14 protein-coding genes are annotated in these 18,407 nt (G+C 58.2%); 7 read left to right on the top strand and 7 right to left on the bottom strand.

The window, feature by feature from the left end; translation table 11 throughout:
- The first annotated feature begins 303 nt into the window (after window positions 1–303).
- Together ppsA and glgP are read left to right on the top strand one after the other, a co-directional pair.
- Window positions 304–2,730, top strand: coding sequence for a phosphoenolpyruvate synthase (ppsA, locus tag AC1ROI_RS01635; RefSeq protein ID WP_102595247.1), 2,427 nt, complete (start codon window positions 304–306; stop codon window positions 2,728–2,730).
- A gap of 65 nt (window positions 2,731–2,795) precedes the next feature.
- Window positions 2,796–5,297 carry an alpha-glucan family phosphorylase gene (glgP, locus tag AC1ROI_RS01630; protein ID WP_102595248.1) on the top strand — a complete coding sequence of 834 codons (2,502 nt, stop codon included), beginning with the start codon at window positions 2,796–2,798 and terminating at the stop codon, window positions 5,295–5,297.
- Window positions 5,298–5,432: 135 nt separating this feature from the next.
- Here glgP and AC1ROI_RS01625 read toward each other — a convergent pair whose 3' ends face one another.
- From AC1ROI_RS01625 to AC1ROI_RS01615, 3 genes are read right to left on the bottom strand one after another with little or no spacing between them, the layout of a single operon-like run.
- Window positions 5,433–5,981 (bottom strand): flavin reductase family protein, encoded by a 549-nt coding sequence (locus tag AC1ROI_RS01625; protein WP_197678990.1) that lies wholly within the window; start codon window positions 5,979–5,981, stop codon window positions 5,433–5,435.
- Between the two features lie 52 nt (window positions 5,982–6,033).
- A complete protein-coding gene (locus AC1ROI_RS01620; protein WP_102595249.1) occupies window positions 6,034–6,999 on the bottom strand; it encodes a ribose-phosphate diphosphokinase in 966 nt (321 codons plus the stop codon).
- Between the two features lie 38 nt (window positions 7,000–7,037).
- The gene (locus AC1ROI_RS01615) at window positions 7,038–7,604 is read right to left on the bottom strand and encodes a phosphoribosyltransferase family protein (RefSeq protein ID WP_102595250.1); all 567 of its coding nucleotides are present in this window, start codon (window positions 7,602–7,604) and stop codon (window positions 7,038–7,040) included.
- 347 nt (window positions 7,605–7,951) lie between these two features.
- Here AC1ROI_RS01615 and AC1ROI_RS01610 point away from each other — a divergent pair, with 347 nt between their 5' ends.
- From AC1ROI_RS01610 to AC1ROI_RS01600, 3 genes are read left to right on the top strand one after another with little or no spacing between them, the layout of a single operon-like run.
- The gene (locus AC1ROI_RS01610; RefSeq protein ID WP_102595251.1) at window positions 7,952–8,836 is read left to right on the top strand and encodes a universal stress protein; all 885 of its coding nucleotides are present in this window, start codon (window positions 7,952–7,954) and stop codon (window positions 8,834–8,836) included.
- A 57-nt stretch (window positions 8,837–8,893) separates the two neighbouring features.
- On the top strand, window positions 8,894–9,601 hold the full coding sequence (locus AC1ROI_RS01605) for a phosphoribosyltransferase (protein ID WP_077747781.1): 708 nt from the start codon (window positions 8,894–8,896) through the stop codon (window positions 9,599–9,601).
- The gene (locus AC1ROI_RS01600) at window positions 9,594–10,250 is read left to right on the top strand and encodes a dienelactone hydrolase family protein (RefSeq protein WP_083376669.1); all 657 of its coding nucleotides are present in this window, start codon (window positions 9,594–9,596) and stop codon (window positions 10,248–10,250) included. Before AC1ROI_RS01605 ends, AC1ROI_RS01600 begins: the two co-directional genes overlap by 8 nt.
- Before the next feature lie 16 nt (window positions 10,251–10,266).
- Here the strand turns inward: AC1ROI_RS01600 and AC1ROI_RS01595 are convergent, their stop codons facing one another.
- Together AC1ROI_RS01595 and AC1ROI_RS01590 are read right to left on the bottom strand one after the other, a co-directional pair.
- Window positions 10,267–11,634 carry an erythromycin esterase family protein gene (locus tag AC1ROI_RS01595; protein WP_042932034.1) on the bottom strand — a complete coding sequence of 456 codons (1,368 nt, stop codon included), beginning with the start codon at window positions 11,632–11,634 and terminating at the stop codon, window positions 10,267–10,269.
- A 290-nt stretch (window positions 11,635–11,924) separates the two neighbouring features.
- Window positions 11,925–12,455 (bottom strand): GNAT family N-acetyltransferase, encoded by a 531-nt coding sequence (locus tag AC1ROI_RS01590; RefSeq protein WP_083376670.1) that lies wholly within the window; start codon window positions 12,453–12,455, stop codon window positions 11,925–11,927.
- Window positions 12,456–12,679: 224 nt separating this feature from the next.
- On the opposite strand from AC1ROI_RS01590, the gene AC1ROI_RS01585 reads away from it, so the two are divergent.
- Complete coding sequence (locus AC1ROI_RS01585) at window positions 12,680–13,606, top strand: universal stress protein (protein ID WP_102595252.1); 927 nt, start codon at window positions 12,680–12,682, stop codon at window positions 13,604–13,606.
- 224 nt (window positions 13,607–13,830) lie between these two features.
- Entirely contained in the window at window positions 13,831–16,113 is a 2,283-nt protein-coding gene (locus tag AC1ROI_RS01580; RefSeq protein WP_102595253.1) for a heavy metal translocating P-type ATPase, read from the top strand.
- Window positions 16,114–16,310: 197 nt separating this feature from the next.
- Here AC1ROI_RS01580 and AC1ROI_RS01575 read toward each other — a convergent pair whose 3' ends face one another.
- Window positions 16,311–16,796: an LEA/WHy family protein gene (locus tag AC1ROI_RS01575; RefSeq protein WP_102599418.1), complete on the bottom strand. Its 486-nt coding sequence runs from the start codon at window positions 16,794–16,796 to the stop codon at window positions 16,311–16,313.
- A gap of 57 nt (window positions 16,797–16,853) precedes the next feature.
- Window positions 16,854–18,326: a nucleobase:cation symporter-2 family protein gene (locus tag AC1ROI_RS01570; protein ID WP_083376673.1), complete on the bottom strand. Its 1,473-nt coding sequence runs from the start codon at window positions 18,324–18,326 to the stop codon at window positions 16,854–16,856.
- Window positions 18,327–18,407 lie beyond the last annotated feature (81 nt).

Genomic DNA, 18,407 nt, shown 5'->3' with positions numbered 1-18,407 from the left:
GGTCATGGGTTTGATCCTGAATAGGATGGCGGACAGCTCGGCTACATCATTCAACGCTCAATCGGCGCAGGTGACCAGAGCCGGCTGCCATTGCAGACGGTGAGGTCTTGGTAGCGGCGGTACTTCTCGTCCAGCTACGCCCTCTGCATACATCAAAAAGCGGGCTGATACTCCCGGCTATTGCTGCTCAAAGGGCGCTCATTGATCTAAATCAACACACGCAGGCGGCATCAAGCCATAAAGCTCTATATCAAGTAGAAGCGGCCGACAAAGTCTCCCCCCATCAAAAGGAGAAATATCGTGATGCATTCACATATCCGCTGGTTCAAAGAGCTGGGTATCAACGATGTATCGCTGGTCGGTGGCAAGAACGCCTCGCTGGGTGAGATGTACCAGAACCTCACGACTGAGGGTGTATGCATCCCCAACGGTTTTGCCATCACCGTTGAGGCGTATCGTTATGTGCTTGATCACAATAGCGCCTGGCAGCCTCTGCATGCGGCACTTGACGGACTCGACCCCGACAACATCAAGGATTTGCAGGCGCGGGGGGCAAAGGCGAGGGCGATCGTATATGGCTGTTCATTGCCGGAAGATCTAAAGACGGCGATTTTGCAAAGTTATGCCCAACTCAAACAGGAATACGGCGAAAACATTTCATTGGCGGTACGTTCCTCGGCGACCGCCGAGGATTCGCCGCAGGCCTCATTTGCCGGGCAGAACGATACCTATCTCAACATCGCCACTGACGGTGATCTGCTCGATGCCTACAAACGTTGCCTGGCGTCCAACTTTACCGACCGCTCCATCCACTACAAATACGACAATGGCTTTGATTACTACAAGGTCTATCTCGCCGTCGTGGTCATGAAGATGGTGCGTAGCGATATAGGGGCCAGTGGCGTGATGTTTTCGCTGGACACGGAAACAGGCTTCAGGGATGTCGTCTTCATCAATGCCGCGCTGGGGCTCGGCGAGAATGTCGTGCAGGGCACGATAGACCCCGACAGTTTCTATGTGCACAAACCCAGCTTTCTGCAGGGTTATCGTGCTGTCTTGAAGCGCAGCCTGGGTAGCAAAGCAAAGAAGATGATTTTTGCCGGCGAGCTCAATACCGGCAATATCGCGGTGGAATACACCAAGAATATTGACACGCCCCGCGAAGAACGAACCCGCTTCTGCATCACTGATGCGGATGTGATGGTGCTGGCCGACTATGCCATCAAGGTTGAAAACCACTATTCGGGCAAAGCCGGTTTTAACAAACCCATGGATATGGAATGGGCCAAAGACGGCATCGATGGCCGGTTATATATAGTGCAGGCGCGACCGGAAACGGTGGAGTCGCAAAAGAAAGGCAGCGTGCTTGAGATTTACCATCTCAAGCAAAGATCGACAGTGCTGCTTAAGGGCAGGGCGGTCGGCACCAGAATTGGCGCCGGCAAGGCGCGCGTCATCAACGATGCCAAGCATCTCAGTGATTTTCAACCGGGCGAGGTGCTGGTCTCAGATACCACGGCACCCGACTGGGAACCTGTCATGAAGACTGCCGCGGCTATCGTGACGAGCAGGGGCGGACGTACTTGTCACGCCGCCATCGTCTCGCGTGAACTGGGCATTCCCGCCATCGTGGGAACCGCAAACGCGGCAGACAAAATAGAAACCGGCACACCGATCACCATTAGCTGCGCCGAAGGCGAAACCGGAAATGTCTATGAAGGCATTCTGGGTTTTGACATTCAGCACACCGATCTCAGCGAGCTGGGACATCCAAAAACAAAGATTATGATGAACCTGGGCAATCCTGATCAGGCCTTTAGTCTTGCCTCGCTACCGGTGGATGGCATTGGTCTGGCGCGTATGGAATTCATTATTAATGAATACATCAAGGTGCATCCGATGGCACTCGTACACCCGGAAAAGGTGGATGACGCAACACGTGAAAAGATCGCAGCCCTGAGTGTTGCTTACAATGATCCTGCGGATTTTTTCGTCAAGACCTTGGCCGAAGGCGTCGCCACAATTGCGGCGGCGGTGTATCCAAAACCCTGCGTAGTGCGCATGAGCGACTTCAAAAGCAACGAATACGCGACCCTGCTGGGCGGTCAGTATTTCGAGCCGGAAGAAGATAACCCGATGATCGGTTTTCGTGGGGCGTCCCGTTATACCCATAGTGCCTATGCCGAAGGTTTTGCGCTGGAATGCGCAGCAATGAAGCGGGTACGGGACGAGATAGGCCTGACTAACGTCAAATTGATGATCCCTTTTTGCCGCAGAGTGGAGGAGGGCGAAAAGGTGCTGGCAGCGATGGCCAGCCATGGCCTCAAGCGCGGAGAAAACGGACTGGAGGTCTACGTCATGTGCGAGATCCCCAACAACGTCATCCTGATCGACGCCTTCGCCAAACTGTTCGACGGATTCTCCATCGGCTCCAATGACTTGACCCAGCTGACGCTCGGCGTGGATCGCGATTCGGAAATCGTCGCCTTCGATTTCGATGAACGCGATCCGGGGGTTAAACAGATGATTCGCCTGGCGGTGGAGGGAGCAAAACGTAACGGCCGCCACTCCGGTATTTGCGGACAGGCGCCGTCTGACTATCCTGAGATGGCTGAATTTCTGGTGGAAATTGGCATCGACTCGATAAGCCTGAATCCGGATGCAGTGCTCGCCACGACCCGGCATGTTCTGGCGGTGGAAAAGCGCCTGTCACTTAATCGCACACCGTAAAACCGTTGCCTCATGGCACGCCTGATCAAGATCCGCAAAACTGCCGATTACATTGAGGTGTCGACGTGTATGCCTTCTTGCCACGTGAGTTGCCGGAGCAACTCTGCGCACTGACCGACCTCGCGCTTAACCTGCGCTGGACCTGGAATCATGCACTCGACGACCTGTGGAAATCGATTGACCCAGAACTTTGGGTGCGTACCCATAATCCGTGGATGATTCTGCAGAATGCTTCGCAGCAGCGTCTTGACGAACTCTGCCGAGATCCTGACTTCTCGCAGAAACTGGCGCACGCCATCGCAGAGCATCGGCGTTATCTCGACGACTCAGGCTGGTATGCACAGCAGCAAGGGGCCAGGGATTCGGCGCGGATCGCCTATTTCAGCATGGAGTACGGTTTGAGTGAGGCCTTTCCGCTCTACGCCGGAGGACTCGGTGTGCTTGCAGGAGATTACCTGAAGACGGCGAGCGACATGGGCGTTCCGATACTTGGGGTGGGTTTGCTCTATCAGGAAGGCTATTTTCGGCAATACATCGACGCGCAAGGCAGGCAGCATGAGGCCTATCCTTACAACGACGCCACCAGCCTGCCGATTCAGCCAACGATCGGAAATGACGGCGCCTGGCTGAAAATCGTGCTGCAACTTCCCGGTCGCACTTTGTATTTGCGTATATGGCAGGCCATTGTCGGACGTACGCGCCTGTATCTGCTGGACAGTAACGATCTGCGCAATGGGCCCGCCGACCGCGGTATCACCTCTAAGTTGTATGGCGGCGGCTCGGAAATGCGTTTGCTCCAGGAAGTGGTGCTCGGCATTGGTGGCTGGGCGGTACTCGACGCACTGGGTATCGACGTTGACGTGTGCCACCTTAACGAAGGTCACGCCGCACTGCTTGTGCTGGAACGTGCCCGTCGTTTTATGCACAAGATGGGAACATCGTTCTGGGAGGCATGGTGGGCAACGCGTGCAGGTAACGTATTCACAACGCATACGCCAGTGGCTGTGGGTTTCGACTTTTTTCCACCCTCGCTCATTTACAAGTACGCGCGTGAGTATCTCGAAGACTGTCGCATTTCATTGCGCGAGCTGCTTGCGTTGGGCCGGCGTGATCCGGCGGACGACGATGAGCCGTTCAACATGGCTTTTCTGGCATTGCGTGGGTGCGCCCAGTGCAATGCCGTGAGTCGTTTGCATGGCGAAGTCAGCCGTCAATTGTTCAGTGATCTTTATCCACGCTGGCCGCTTCAAGAGATACCTGTAGGGCACATTACCAACGGCGTCCATGTGCCATCCTGGGATTCGGTGTGGTCTGATCACCTTTGGACTAGCACCTGTGGCAAGGAACGTTGGCTCGGCACGGTGGAGTCTCTCTCAGGGACGGTCTCCCACAGTGATGACAGGGCCTTGTGGACGATGGCCGCCGAGCAACGCCGCGATCTGGTGCATTACACGCGTCACCGTTTGGCATGGCACCTTGGACAGCGTGGCGAGTCACCTCAGCGGGTCGAAGAAGCCGCGCAGGTGCTCGATCCCAATTGCCTTACGCTCGGCTTCGCGCGGCGATTCACCGACTATAAGCGACCGAATCTGTTGCTGCATGACCCGGAGCGCCTGAGCCGCCTGCTAACCGATGAGCATCGACCGGTCCAACTGATCATCGCCGGTAAAGCCCATCCCAGTGACGAGCAGGGCAAGCAGCTGATCCAGGCATGGATGGAGTTTGTTCATCGTCCAAATCTGCGAAGGCATGTCGTGTTCCTGGAGGATTACGACATTGAACAGGCCCAACATCTGGTGCAAGGCGTCGATGTCTGGATCAATACACCGCGACGACCATGGGAAGCCTGTGGCACCAGTGGGATGAAGGTTCTGGTCAATGGCGGACTTAACCTGTCCCAACTGGACGGTTGGTGGGCGGAGGCGTACCAGCCCACCTGCGGTTGGGCAATCGGCGACGACGCCCCCAGCGACGATGTAGCCGACGCCGAGTGCTTGTACCGCCTGCTCGAAGAAGAAGTAGTGCCCACCTTTTACACACGCGACACGCAGGGAATTCCACGAGACTGGGTGCAACGCATGCGCGCCAGCATGTCGCAACTGGGGCCGCAATTCAGTAGCAATCGCATGCTGCTCGAATACCTGGATTGTTGTTACCAACCGGCGATCCAGGCGTTCCGACGCCGTAGCAAGGATAAGGCCGAACTCGCACGTGGGCTTCATGCCTGGCACAAGGCGGTTGCCTTGGGATGGGACAACATACATTTCGGCACGGTCGATGCGAAACACGACGGCGAGTGGCTGTACATCAGCGTACCGGTCTATCTGGGGGAGATCGCACCGGAGTGGGTAAGGGTGGAACTCTATGCCGCCCCGTGCGATGGACATCCGGCAGAATGCCTGCCGATGAACGCTGTCGGACCCATACCCGGCGCCATCCAAGGCTATATCTTTTCCATCTCGGTCGCTGCCACGCGGCCCGTGGATGGCTACACTCCACGGGTACGCGCCTGGCACTCAGACGCCTTTCTGCCAGCGGAAAATGCACTTATTGCGTGGCAACGTTGACGCTGGCTCGCCTTCACCTGACAGGTCTCAACGTATTACCCGGAAGGCTTTTATTAACGCTCGGGAACGCACCAGGTCAGTGACTCGTCGATGACTGTTCATTGCCTGCCAAGTGGACGCCGGTGGCGCTCATTATCATTGACTAACCACCTGGACACCCTCTGGTAGCTTCGACTGCATCATTTCTCTTCTATCCAGTTTGCGTCCGTCCACGACAAAGGAACCATCACCCACCGAATGAAGGGTTCGTGTCTCTTTGCGTGACTCATCGATGTAGGCGGCGAGGCCTTCGAGGACAACAATATTGTGTTTCTCGATGATATCGACAACCTTGCATTCGATATTGGCCAGGCATTCCTTAATCAAGGGTGACCTGACATGTTTGCCTTTCACGGGCGTCAATCCGAAGGTTGCAAACTTGTCTGTGTCGGCACCAGAACAGGTTCCCACACCAATAACGCAATCGATCAAATCGACAGTGGGGATTGAAATGACGCACTCCTTGGTTTTCAGAAGCGCGGCGTACGAATAGTTCCAGGGCCCGGTGGTGATGGCAAAAATCGGCGTGAAGCCCATCACCATGGTCCACGAGATGGTCATGATGTTGTTCTTGCGGCCATCATTTGTGGTGACGAAGACCACCGGGCCTGGCTCCATCAGTGTGAATGCTGTGTTGATTTTCATCTTTTTCAACGTCAGGCACTCCCCATTGTCTTTGATCGGCCTCTTCATCTGCTCAAACGGTATCGAATGCTCCATTTTCAGCCAGCAAGGTGGCTATCAGGGCGGTGCTGTCGATTACGTGCACGTGCTGCGTCACGCACTCGGGGGACAGGCGAAATGGAGGCACGCTGTCAGAGATCGCAATGTGCTCGAAAAGCGGCTTGTCGAACAGATGGCTGCCCGCCGTGAACAAACCATGGGTCGCCGCGGCAAACAATCGGCTGGCTCCACCCTTTTGACAGGCAAGGCCCGCATGCTTCAGCGTTTCACCGGTACTGATCAGATCGTCGAAAACAATGGCTGTCTTACCCGATACGTCGCCCACCAACAGGGCGCCTGTCAGCGTCGCGTGAGCACGGTGCTTTTCCATCAGCGCACTGCCCACTGAGCGTCCCAGATGTCGTTCGAGGGCCTGACGAAACTGTTCGGCGCGCTTGGCACCACCGGAATCCGGGGACACCGCCACCACGTCGGTGTCGCCGACGAACCTGGCGAAATGCTCGGCGAATATTTCTGTGCACTGCACGTTCCACGTCGGAATGCGAAAGGCATTGTCGAACGCGGCCGGATTATGCACCTCCAGGGCAACCAGACGATCAACGTGGCAGGCTTCAATCATGGCCGCCAGGTAGCGGGTGATCGTGGGGTCTTGAAGTTGGCTGCGACGATCTTTGCGTCCGTAACAGAGATAGGGTGTTACGACTTGCACATGGCGAGCGCCGGCATCCTTGAGTGCTCCGCAAAAGAACAACAGGCGACACAACTTATCGTTAGCGCTCTGCCGGTCATCCCCATACAAGGCATGGAACACCACGACCTCGCGACCGTTAACCGACGCCAACGGTCGGCATTTATGTTCGCCATCTTCATAGTCGCGCTCTTCGTGCAGGGCCAGTTGGCAGCCAAGCCGCTGCGCGACGCGGGTAGCATAGTGCTCACTGCCTTGCAGGGCAAAAAGAAGCGGGCGGTCGGTGAGCATGCATTGGCTCCTTTGAGGCTTATCGAACAGTTGCGCCATCATCGGGCAGCACCATGACGCAACACTTCAATGCAGAACTCCATTTCGTAGGGCGGGACGTTGCATTCGACGATGTCATGGGCGGCAACTTGCAGGTGCACGCCGACAATGTTGGCACGGATCGGTTGCTGGCAAACATGCCGGTCAACCAATACCGCAGTGTAGACCCGACGGGCCCCCAGCTGCGCCAAATAGGCACAGGTGCGCAGAAGGGAGTGGCCTTCAAAAAGCACATCGTCGACAACAAGCAGGGTGGTATTGGCAAGGTCCAGCTCGCCCAGAAGTGGGTTCTCAGTCAATTCCGTGTGTGTATGCAGGACCTTGAGGTCATCGGCATAACGCTTGACCTTCAGGGGGTAAAGCGGCAGTTCTGGCTGGCCGGTCTGACGCGAAAGATGCTGCTGTAAGCGCTGTGCCAGCGGCTCGCCGCGACGCTGGATGCCAATCAGTGCCGATTGAGCGGGCGGCAACAATATCGCCGCTTGGCGCGCCATCGCCTGCAGCACACCATCGAGTTCATCGCTGTCGTACAAGCGCAACCGCTGACTCGCAAGTTGGGTCGACATTGCCGTCTCCTGTCGAAAGCCGGTGCGGTGGAGGCATCACACCATCAAGGAACCGGCAAGCATCAAAGTCCTGAGCACAGCATAAATGCCGTCCCATTTTGCCAACGTAATCCTGCTCGGCCCGGCCCTGTTGATATTGATCAAGTACGGCGAAATGAAAGCCCGATCCATGACCCGCATTGGTCCAATGAACGGCGTTACGTGGGGATTTGATATAAATCAACGCCAGGGCGACATCAACAGAGGACGCTGAATCAACGCGGGTGCCTGATCCGGCGCAGGCGTTACGACTAGTCTCAGCAATGGGGCAGCGATGGACGTCGAGTCCCCCTGTATGGAGTCAGATCATGAGCCAATATCAACGCTTGTTACTCATCATCAACCCGGCCCTGCGCCATTCCCCAGCGATAAACCATGCGGCCGCTCTGGCCAAGGCCAGCGGCGCGGGCTTGCATATTGCTGCGCTTGTAAAGCCGTTGGAGATACTGTCACTGCTTGACGAAGGCGTGCAGGAAAAAGCCCGGGAAAGCTACCTTCAGGACCATCGCGACTGGCTGAAAAACCAGGCAACCAATCTCAACGCGCTGGGGCTCAAAGTGACGACAGAGGTAATGTGGGCCGACGACATGAAGCAAGACATTCTTGATCACGTCACGGAAATGCAGCCCGACCTGCTGATCAAGGAAGTGCAGCACGAATCAGCGCTCAAACGCGCATTCTTCACCCCGTTGGATTGGCATTTGTTGCGCCACTGCCCGATACCGGTCTATCTGGTGGGCGGCGGTGGTCATGCCTTGCCGCGCAAGGTCGTGGCGGCGGTTGACGCGTCGGATGCGGCGCCTGCGGACAGCGAGCTGAACGAGCGGATCATTCAGCAAGCCACCAATCTGGCGTTGCAGTGCGATGCCGAGCTGCACCTGCTGTATGCCTGCGATCTTTCAGGGGTCTATCTGGCAGACATGGGGGGGCTGGCGCTTCCAGACATCACCAAAGAGTTGCGCACCACCGAGGAACAATCGTTCAGCAAATTGGCCGGTCGGTACGGCGTCCCCTCTGACCGTCGGCATTTTGTTCTCGGACATCCGGTCGCGGCGTTGAGCGATTTTGCCAACGAGCAGCAGGTGGATGTGATCGTGATGGGCCGAGTCCAGTACCACGGCCTGGAGAAGCTGCTGGGCAGCACGACCGAACATATTCTGTACCAGGTGCCTTGCAGTGTTCTGGCGGTCTAGCCGGACAAGGCCATGGTGTAACGAAACGACAGGCGTCATCGCCTGAGGAGGTTTTTCATGAGTCAAAGCCCCTCATTACAAACCACATTGGAGGACCGGGCAGAAGCCGGTCGACGTCTGGTGGAACCGTTGCTCAAATACGCCCATCGACCCGATGTCATCGTCCTCGCCTTGCCCCGTGGCGGCGTTCCGGTTGCCTATGAAGTGGTCAAGGCCCTGGACGTGCGCCTGGACCTGATGCTGGTGCGCAAACTGGGCGTGCCGTCCAACCCCGAGTTCGCCATGGGCGCCATCGCCAGTGGCGGTATCCAGATCCGAAATGAAGAAGCGCTGCGGGCTCACCCGATTTCCCCGGCCGCATTCGACGCCGTGGTCGCGCGTGAAACACGGGAATTGCAGCGGCGGGAGCACCTGTACCGGGGCGCCCGGCCACCCTTGCAGCTCAAGGGGCAGGTGGTGATTCTGGTGGATGACGGCCTGGCGACGGGCGCCTCGATGATGGCGGCGATCCGCGCGGTGCGTATGCAGGCACCTGCTCGTACAGTCGTTGCCGTACCGGTTGCGCCGCGGGAAACGGTGGACACGCTGAGCTTCGAAGTCGATGAGGTGATCTGCCCACTCATACCTGAATGGATGATGTCGATCGGGTATTGGTACTTGAGTTTCCCCCAGACCTCGGACGAAGAAGTCATTGATTTGTTGCAACGGGCCTGGCAGCGAGAAGCCGCCACGGATTCCGCCTCGCGGGAGCCTTTCGATGATTAAGCCTCAATCTCGACAGCTGGAATTGCGTGAGGTTGAGTTATCGGCCGATCTGCGTCTGCCGCTGCAGACTGACGGTCTGGTGATCTTCGTGCACGGTAGCGGCAGTGGCCGTCTGAGCCCACGCAATCAGTTTGTCGCAGAGTCCTTGGCCAAGCGGGGGCTGGCGTCGCTGCTGTTCGACCTGCTCACGGAGCCAGAGCAACGCCTGGACAACCTCACCGGGGAGCTGCGTTTCGATATTGCCTTGCTCGCCAGGCGACTGGTGGACGTCATCGACTGGGTCGGTCGGGACGTGGAGTTGCACTCGCTGCGAATCGGTCTGTTCGGCGCAAGCACCGGTGCTGCGGCGGCGTTGTTGGCGGCGGCCGTGCGCCCGGAGGTGGTGCATGCGGTGGTCAGCCGCGGAGGGCGCACCGACCTGGCGGGGGCTGCATTGTCGCAGGTGAGGGCACCCACTCTGCAGATCGTAGGCGCCCAGGACCCGGTGGTGCTCGAACTGAATGATCAAAGCAGTCAGGCCTTGCGGTGTGAGCAGCAGCTGGAAATTGTGGCGGGCGCGACTCATCTTTTCGAAGAACCTGGAGCCCTTGAAGAAGTCGCCAGACTCGCTGGCGACTGGTTCGAGAAGTATTTGCACGACCCCGCCTGACAACGCCTGATCGGCCTCACACGCCAAACGGATAGGTTTCGTCTTCCGGTTCGAGTCTCTGGCTTTTCGGTAGCGCCAGTGCTGTCACGGGTTGGGTCTGTTCAATCCAGATCATGGCGTCGAACTGTTCGGCCAGCGTCGCTTCGAAGTAGTGACTGCCACGCTCGGTTTCAGGGCGGTAAATCACCCCGATGGCCCGTTCCAGCAACGGTTTGGACAGCACACGGCGCAGCTCTTTGCGCGTTGGGTCTCGCCAGTCGGTCAATGACGCCGGCACACCCGCCTTGAGGAACTGGTGCTCCCAACTGTCCGGGCGAGAGGGCCGGATGTCCTTGATGAGCATGTCGCCGTCCCAGTCATCGGCTGCGGCCACCTGGCCACGGTCGGTGCTCATACCGATCAGTACGGCATCGCGCCCATAAGCACTGCGGCACAGCTGACCGATGTTGAACTGACCCTTCCAGCCCATTTCCGTCGCAGCCGCGTTGCCGATATGAGAATTGTGCGCCCAGACCACGGCTTTGGCTTGTGGACCCCGGTGCTCAAGCAGTGCCCGAAGTGTGTCGAACATGTGCCGGTCACGCAGGTTCCATGAGGCGGTCGACCCTCGATAAATCGCACGGTAATACTGTTCCGCCGCCTGCACCACCCGAGCGTTTTGTGCCGCATTGAAGAAGGCCTCGTCGTTCTGGATGAGCCCGGCCAGTTGTTCGGCCAGCATGGCGTCGAGCTGTTCAATCACCGGTTGCTCACAAGGCATCAAGCCGGCACGTTCGACGAAGTGACCATACAACGCGGGATCATCCTGCCAAGGGGTCAGACAGCCATAGCGCCGCCGGGCCTCGTGGGCCAGCTGTGGGTCGACCCGGTCCAGATAACTCAGCACCTCATGGATGGAGTTGCGCAAGCTGTAGACGTCCAGCCCGCGGAACTCGACGCGACGTTCCGTGGCGAGGGTGTGGTTGTAGAGATGCAGCCAGTGGGCGAATGCTCTCACGTCGGTGTTGCGCCACATCCAGGTCGGGAATCGGCTGAAGATGTGACGTTTCCACGCCGAGTGTGCCAACCCCCGGACATACTGGTCGACATGGCCGGCGTCCGGCCAGTCGGCTTCTACGGCCACAATGTTGAACCCGTGTTGCTCGATCAGCCTTTGGGTGATCGCTGCCCGGGTTCGATAAAAATCACTGGTGCCATGACTGGCCTCACCAATCATCACCACCCGCGCATCCGCATAGCGATCGAACATTTCACCAAAGGCGGATGAGTCCAGCGCCGGCAGAGGCTCAGCGTATTGGCGCAAAAGCGGTGCGATGGCAGCCTGGTCAATGTGCCGAGGTGAGCCATACAGGTTATCCAGCATGTCTTGGGAGGGTGTGTTCATGACCGTCGTCCCCGTAAGGGTGGGTTACCGCCAGCGGTATTGCGCTTGCGCACAACCGCCGGAGATCGATCCGCAGGTCCTCGACACATTGTGGTTAAACGCGAACTTTTGTGTCGATTCATCACCTGTTTGATTATTCCTACGCCTTGCTCCAGATGAACAATTGAGTTTCGTCAATAAAGGGTGCAAAGGCTTGAGAGAAGGTGTCGGGGGCCAGATTCCTCGCCTGGCGGGTCAATAGGCCGCTTATATGAGTCGCCGGATCAAGGTGCTTCAACAGACCCGTTGTTTTACAGGTACAGGCAGTGAATCACCTGACGGGTATCGTAGGGATCGTCGCGCGTCTCGAAGCCCAGTGATCTGGCCAGGTCGCGCATCGGGGCATTGCTGGAGGCGTCGAGCGCATACATCTGGTGAAAACCATTCTTGCGCGCGGCCGTGATCAAATGTTCCAGCAATAGCGTACCCAAACCCAGACGCTTCCATTGATCGGCGACTGTCACCGTACATTCACACTTGTATTCGCCCGTGGCGACATACCGGCTGACGCCGATCTCGATCAATTGGCCATTTTCGTGGACCAGTGCGATGTATGCCAGGCACTGCTTGTTGCCGGGTTCGTTGCTCTGCATGAGAAAGCGCATGTGCCGGGACTCCGGGCACAGATGTTTGATGAAGCGGTACTCTCGCTCGCGGTCTTTTTCCGTCAGTTGCCGGATCAACACGTGACGACCATCCTTGAGCGCTTCGATCCAGTATTTCCCAGTGACTTTGGAATAGGCTTCAGAGGCCCGATCATTATGGTCTTTGACAGTGAGCATGATGCGATCCTCCAGCCGTCTTCATAGGTTGGCGCGCAGTGGCAAATCTCGCGATTCACTTCTTTCTACTCCGCTGACTGCGCCTGAATATGATCTGGATCAGATCTCTTGTGACAGTGCACTTAATTGCCTGGATTTGATGTAAATCAAACAGGCATAGGGCGCAACGAGCGCAGTCTTTGAACATGGCCACGCTTTGGGCCGGTGTATAGAGGAAGTGTGTCATGGCCCACTATCAACGCTTGCTGCTGATCGCCAACCCAAACCTCAAAGAGGCCCCAGCCTTGCTGCGTGCCATCGCCCTGGCCAGGGCCAGTGGAGCCATGCTGGATGTACGAGCTTTTATCGAACCCGCGCCCATGGCGCATGTGTGGGAAGGGAACAAAGACGAGGAGGGGGATCAGCGATATCAGCGCCATTATCTCCACTGGAGGGACCTGACGCTTCAGCGTCTCAATGCACAGGGATTGGAGGTGAACGTGCAAGTTGTCTTCACCTGCGATCCACTGCTCGACATCTTGAAATGTGTAGAAGAGCTCAAGCCCGACCTGGTCATCAAGGATGTCACGGTGGACCCGGTACTTGGACGGGTGTTCGTCACACCTCTGGATTACCATTTGCTGCGCGGGTGTCCCGTTGCGTTGCACCTGGTCAACCAGGTCCATCATGAGTTGCCTCATCAGATCGTTGCCGCTGTGGACCTGTTTGATACGGTCACACAAATCCGTGATGTGAACGATTCCATTATTCAGGCAGCTCATACGCTGGCCGTGCAATGCGACGCATCGCTGCACCTGCTTTACGCCTATGATTTATCGCCTGCATTCAATGGCGATACGCCGCTGATCACCGGCTGCTGGAATGTGGCCTTCATGGATGAGTTGCGAGCGTCCCTTCATCAGGCCTTCAACACCCTGGCTGAGCGCTATGGCATTGCTCCAGAGCGCCGGCATTTTTTCATGGGGCTGCCGATGTCGGTGATCAGTGCATTTGTCGATGATTACCAGGCTGACGTCGTGGTGATGGGCACCTTGCATCGGGTGGGTACTAATCGATTCATCGGCAGCACTATGGAGCGCGCGCTGTATTCGTTGCAGGGCAGCATTCTGGCGGTCAGACAATCAGATTCGTGTGTCGAAGAGAACATGTGATCGCAGCGTTAATGCACGTCTTGCTTCAGCCTTTTGCACTGTCCAGTCCTGAAATAGGTTTACACCTGGTTCGTCCGGGCACAACCGTGACTTCTATTGTGTCCAGCGCCGAAATTGCGGCGCGCCGGGGACACGAAAGACATTCGAGTCCTAAGCTATACCTCGATGAGCGACAGCTGTTTTTACAGCGAGGCCTGCAAATCGCTTTTGAGGAACTCACTTCGATGCTCAGTAAGTGGCTGGACCCTGTTCTGTTGCTGCTCACCGCACTGACGCTGCTGGCCGGTGGCATTGCGTATGTTGCGCAAGCACCTGATTGGGCATCGAGGTGCTGGGCCGCCGGAAGTCTGGTGATGGCTGCGGTACTGCTTCTTGAAATCGTCAGGCGCCTGGCCCGGCGCGAGGCCGGTGTCGACCTGATCGCGCTGCTGTCGATCACTGCCGCCCTGGTCTTTGATCAGACACTGGTGGCAGCGGTGATTGCCTTAATGCTGGCGACCGGACGGACCCTGGAGTTTTTCACCAAGCAACGCGCCGACCGTGAGCTTCGTGCGCTCATCGACCGGGCGCCACGTTTTGCCTGGCTGCAGGAGGAGGGCGGCTTGCGCGAGATCCCCGTTGAGCAGGTCCAGCTGAATCAGACATTGCTGGTGCGGCTGGGGGAGGTGATACCGGTCGACGGTCGGTTGCTAAGTCCTGCGGCCATTCTGGACGAATCGGCGCTCAGCGGTGAGTCGTTGCCCGTCACCCGTCGAGAAGGAGAGCAACTGCCCAGCGGCGTTTCCAATGTCGGTGCGCCCATCCTGATAATCGCCACGCGAACGGCCGCGCAGAGTACCTATGCCGGCATAGTGCGGCTGGCCGAGGAGGCACGTCGTTCACGCGCACCTTTCGTGCGCCTGGCCGACCGCTATGCATTGTTCTTCATCCCGCTGACGTTGCTGATTGCCGGATTGGCCTGGCAATTGAGTGGTGATCCTTTGCGAGCGCTGGCGGTACTGGTGGTGGCCACACCTTGCCCTTTGATTCTGGCCGTACCGATTGCCATCATGTCGGGGATTTCCAGGGCAGCGCGGCGCGGGATACTGATCAAGGACGGCGTGACCCTGGAAGCGTTGGCCGGAGTCAAGCAGGTGTTCCTCGACAAGACCGGCACGCTGACCAGCGGCCATGCCCGTCTGCAGTCGATAGAGGTCAACGGACTGGTCGATCCGCAGCGCCTGCTTGGCCTGGCCGCTTCGCTGGCGCAGGCCTCGACGCACCCTGTCTCCCAGGCCATCGTTGAGGCGGCGCATCAGCGTCAATTGCCTCTGAGCGTCCCACAGGAAGTAGAAGAAAGCCCAGGCTCCGGACTTTGTGGGCAAGTCGATGGCGTGCAGGTGCGTTTCGGCTCGTTGTCTTTTGCTCACAAAGACGCCCCTGAAACTGACTGGGTCGCCGCCATGCTGCGCCACATGGATTACCTGGCGTGCAGTGGAAGCTTCATCGACGTGGATGGGCAACTCGCGGGCCTGCTGGTTTTCTCGGACAAGGTTCGGCGCGAAACGCCACAGACTCTGCATCGACTGCGTAATCGGGGCATCGAAAAGATCGTCATGCTCACCGGGGATCGCCTGGAAACCGCCGAGATGATTGCGCTATCTGCCGGGATTGACGAGCTGCGTGCCGGGTTGACCCCTGAGGATAAAGTGCGTGCTGTACAGGAAGGTTGCCTGCGCACCAGCACACTGATGGTCGGTGATGGCATCAACGATGCCCCGGCCCTGGCGGCGGCCACCGTCGGCGTAGCCATGGGGGCCAGCGGTGCCACTGCTTCTGCACAAGCCGCAGGTGTTGTGCTGCTGGTGGATCGTCTGGATCGTCTGGTCGAGGCGCTGGACATTGCCCGACGCACCCGCTACATCGCCCGCCAGGGTGTTCTGGTCGGCATGGGGATGTCGTTGCTGGCCATGGCGGTGGCAGCCCTCGGTTACCTGCCGCCGCTGATTGGCGCCGTGGTGCAGGAGGGTATCGACGTGGTGATTATCCTTAACGCCTTGCGGGCACTGGGGCCGTTGTGGGTGCTGAGGAAACGAAAGCTTGCCGCAGAACATATCGATCGCCTGCAAGATGAACACCAGCAACTCTCCACCGTACTGAGCGATCTGCACCAACTGGCCAATGACTTCGCCCGGCGCCCACTGGCGCAAGCACAGACCGACTTGGCGCAACTGGTCAACAAGCTGCAAACATCACTGGCGCAGCATGAACACGAAGATGAAAACATACTGTACCCGCTGCTGACGCGAAGCATGCCGGGCGAGGACCCGATGTCGGCTATGAGCCACGCTCATCGGGAGATTTTTCGCCTTATCCATTTACTGACGCGCATGAGTAACGACTTCAGTTCCGACCCCGCAACGGCATCTGCTGATGAGATCCAGCATCAGTTGATTCGTCTGGATACCCTCGTGCGACTGCACTTTGATCAGGAGGAGGAACTGTTTCGTTATCTGGATTGGCGCTAGAAGATCAAGTCGCGCGCGTTATGACTACGACGGGATCGGTCACTACGCGCGCCCGGCCCGGCGTCCGTTTAGCCGTCACTGGTTGAACAGCATCACCCCTGTGGGAGCGAGCCTGCTCGCGAAGGCGGTGTGTCAGACAACACATGCATTGACTGACACTCCGTCTTCGCGAGCAGGCTCGCTCCCACAGGGGATATTCATTGTCGGTATGACCGAGTTCCGGCTGTCGACCCCGGCAAGCTCAGCTTCCCGGTGTCCACGAAGCGCACCGTTCCAAACAAGCCGCCCGCCAGTTTGCCGCGTAACACGTAGGGAAGATTATTCAGTGTCTGCGTCTGGCTCAGCCCCAACGTCTGGCGTAACACCGAGAACGCCGAAACGCTCACCGGCACGCTCAGCACGGTTTCGGAAAAGCGTGCAATCGAGCCCGACTGATCGCTGACGCCGGACGCCAGTGGCTGGCCATTGACTTCCAGATCCAGCGCCACGCCGTTGTAGTCGATCGGCGTTTCGTTGGGGTTCTGTACCCGGATCTTTACGGCAAAGCGCACTTCCATATCCTGGCTTTGCAGCGGCTCGATGCCGACCACGTTGATGTTCAACGGATCGCGATGGGGGAAGAGGGCGCAGGCGCTCATGGAGAGCAACAGCAGAGAAAGGATGACGGCGTGGACGCTGCGCATGTAGACACTCTCATAAAGAAAAGGGCTGAGCCGCCACGGGCTCAGCCCTCGAGCTTTCTAGCGGTTCAACTGTGCGACTGCCGCAGGCCTTGGGGGTTCACCTTTGGCCGGGACATCGGGGTTTTCCATAACCTGCAAGATCGACGCTTCAGGATCGAAATCGTCCTCTTCCAGCTCGATGAATTCCTCGGGCAGGAAGATGTTCAGCACGATAGCGCACAACGCCCCAACGGTGATCGGTGATTCGAAGATGTTGTGCAGCGCCTTGGGCAGCTCGCGCAGCACTTCGGGCACCGCTGCGACCCCCAGGCCCATGCCGATGGAAATCGCCACGATCAGCATGTTGCGCCGATGCAGACCGGCCTCGGCGAGGATCTTGATGCCGGCCACCGCCACGGTGCCGAACATCACCAGTTCCGCGCCGCCGAGCACCGGTTTGGGCATCAATTGCAGCACCGCGCCAATCATCGGGAACAGCCCCAGCAACACCAGCAGGCCGGCGATGAAGAACGCCACGTAACGGCTGGCCACGCCGGTGAGCTGGATCACTCCGTTGTTTTGCGCGAAGGTCACCATCGGCATGCTGTTGAACACCGCCGCCATGGCCGAGTTCAGGCCGTCAGCCAGCAGGCCGGACTTGATCCGGCGGATGTAAATCGGACCCTTGACCGGTTGCCGGGAAATCATCGAGTTGGCGGTCAGGTCACCGGCGGCTTCCAGCGGCGACACCAGGAAAATCACCGCCACCGGTACAAACGCCACCCAGTCAAAATTGAAGCCGTACTTGAACGGCACCGGCACGCTCATCAGCGGCACGTCGGGCAGGCTGGCGAAATTGACGTCGCCCATCAGCCAGGCCACGACGTAACCGAGGGTCAGGCCAATGACAATCGCCCCCAGGCGCAGGAACGGCACATCGACCCGGTTCAGCACCACGATCGTGCCGAGCACCAACGCCGCCAACCCCAGATGACTGGCCGCGCCAAGGTCCGCCGCGCCAAAGCCGCCGGCGATGTCGGTCATCGCGACCTTGATCAGCGAAAGCCCCATCAGGGTAATGATGGTGCCGGTCACCACGGGTGTGATCAGCATTCGCAGCTTGCCGATGAACTGGCTCAACACCACTTCGATAAATGCCGCGAAAAAGCACACGCCGAAAATCGTCGAGAGGATTTCATCGGTGCCGCCACCCCGGGCCTTGACCATGAACCCGGCGCTGAGAATCACGCTGATGAACGAGAAACTGGTGCCTTGCAGGCACAACAGGCCGGAACCGATCGGGCCGAACCGACGCGCCTGAACAAAGGTGCCCAGGCCCGAGACAAACAGCGCCATGCTGATCAGGTACGGCACTTCGCTTTGCAGGCCCAGAGCACCGCCCATGATCAGGGTGGGCGTGATGATGCCGACAAAACTCGCCAGCACATGCTGCAAGGCGGCGAAGACCGTGGCGGTGAGGTGTGGGCGGTCGTTGAGGCCGTAGATCAGGTCGGAACGGGGCTGGGGTTTTGCGTGTTCGGAAGAGGTCACGAGGAAAGCGCCAGGGGCCAGGTCAAAAAATGGAGGCGCAGGATGCCAGCAGCGGGCACCGAGGGCAAACGATACACACGG

The organism is Pseudomonas sp. GW823-FHT02C02, from assembly GCF_058797635.1.
The sequence above is the reverse complement of the archived record's forward strand: the minus strand, read 5'-3'. Positions and strand labels throughout refer to the sequence as shown.

Bases quoted from the DNA above. Each gene is read 5' to 3' on its own strand.
- ppsA (WP_102595247.1), top strand. From the start codon at position 304: ATGCATTCACATATCCGCTGGTTCAAAGAGCTGGGTATCAACGATGTA.
- AC1ROI_RS01625 (WP_197678990.1), bottom strand. From the start codon at position 5,981: ATGAAAATCAACACAGCATTCACACTGATGGAGCCAGGCCCGGTGGTC.
- AC1ROI_RS01620 (WP_102595249.1), bottom strand. From the start codon at position 6,999: ATGCTCACCGACCGCCCGCTTCTTTTTGCCCTGCAAGGCAGTGAGCAC.
- AC1ROI_RS01615 (WP_102595250.1), bottom strand. From the start codon at position 7,604: ATGTCGACCCAACTTGCGAGTCAGCGGTTGCGCTTGTACGACAGCGAT.
- AC1ROI_RS01610 (WP_102595251.1), top strand. From the start codon at position 7,952: ATGAGCCAATATCAACGCTTGTTACTCATCATCAACCCGGCCCTGCGC.
- AC1ROI_RS01605 (WP_077747781.1), top strand. From the start codon at position 8,894: ATGAGTCAAAGCCCCTCATTACAAACCACATTGGAGGACCGGGCAGAA.
- AC1ROI_RS01600 (WP_083376669.1), top strand. From the start codon at position 9,594: ATGATTAAGCCTCAATCTCGACAGCTGGAATTGCGTGAGGTTGAGTTA.
- AC1ROI_RS01595 (WP_042932034.1), bottom strand. From the start codon at position 11,634: ATGAACACACCCTCCCAAGACATGCTGGATAACCTGTATGGCTCACCT.
- AC1ROI_RS01590 (WP_083376670.1), bottom strand. From the start codon at position 12,455: ATGCTCACTGTCAAAGACCATAATGATCGGGCCTCTGAAGCCTATTCC.
- AC1ROI_RS01585 (WP_102595252.1), top strand. From the start codon at position 12,680: ATGGCCCACTATCAACGCTTGCTGCTGATCGCCAACCCAAACCTCAAA.
- AC1ROI_RS01580 (WP_102595253.1), top strand. From the start codon at position 13,831: ATGCTCAGTAAGTGGCTGGACCCTGTTCTGTTGCTGCTCACCGCACTG.
- AC1ROI_RS01575 (WP_102599418.1), bottom strand. From the start codon at position 16,796: ATGCGCAGCGTCCACGCCGTCATCCTTTCTCTGCTGTTGCTCTCCATG.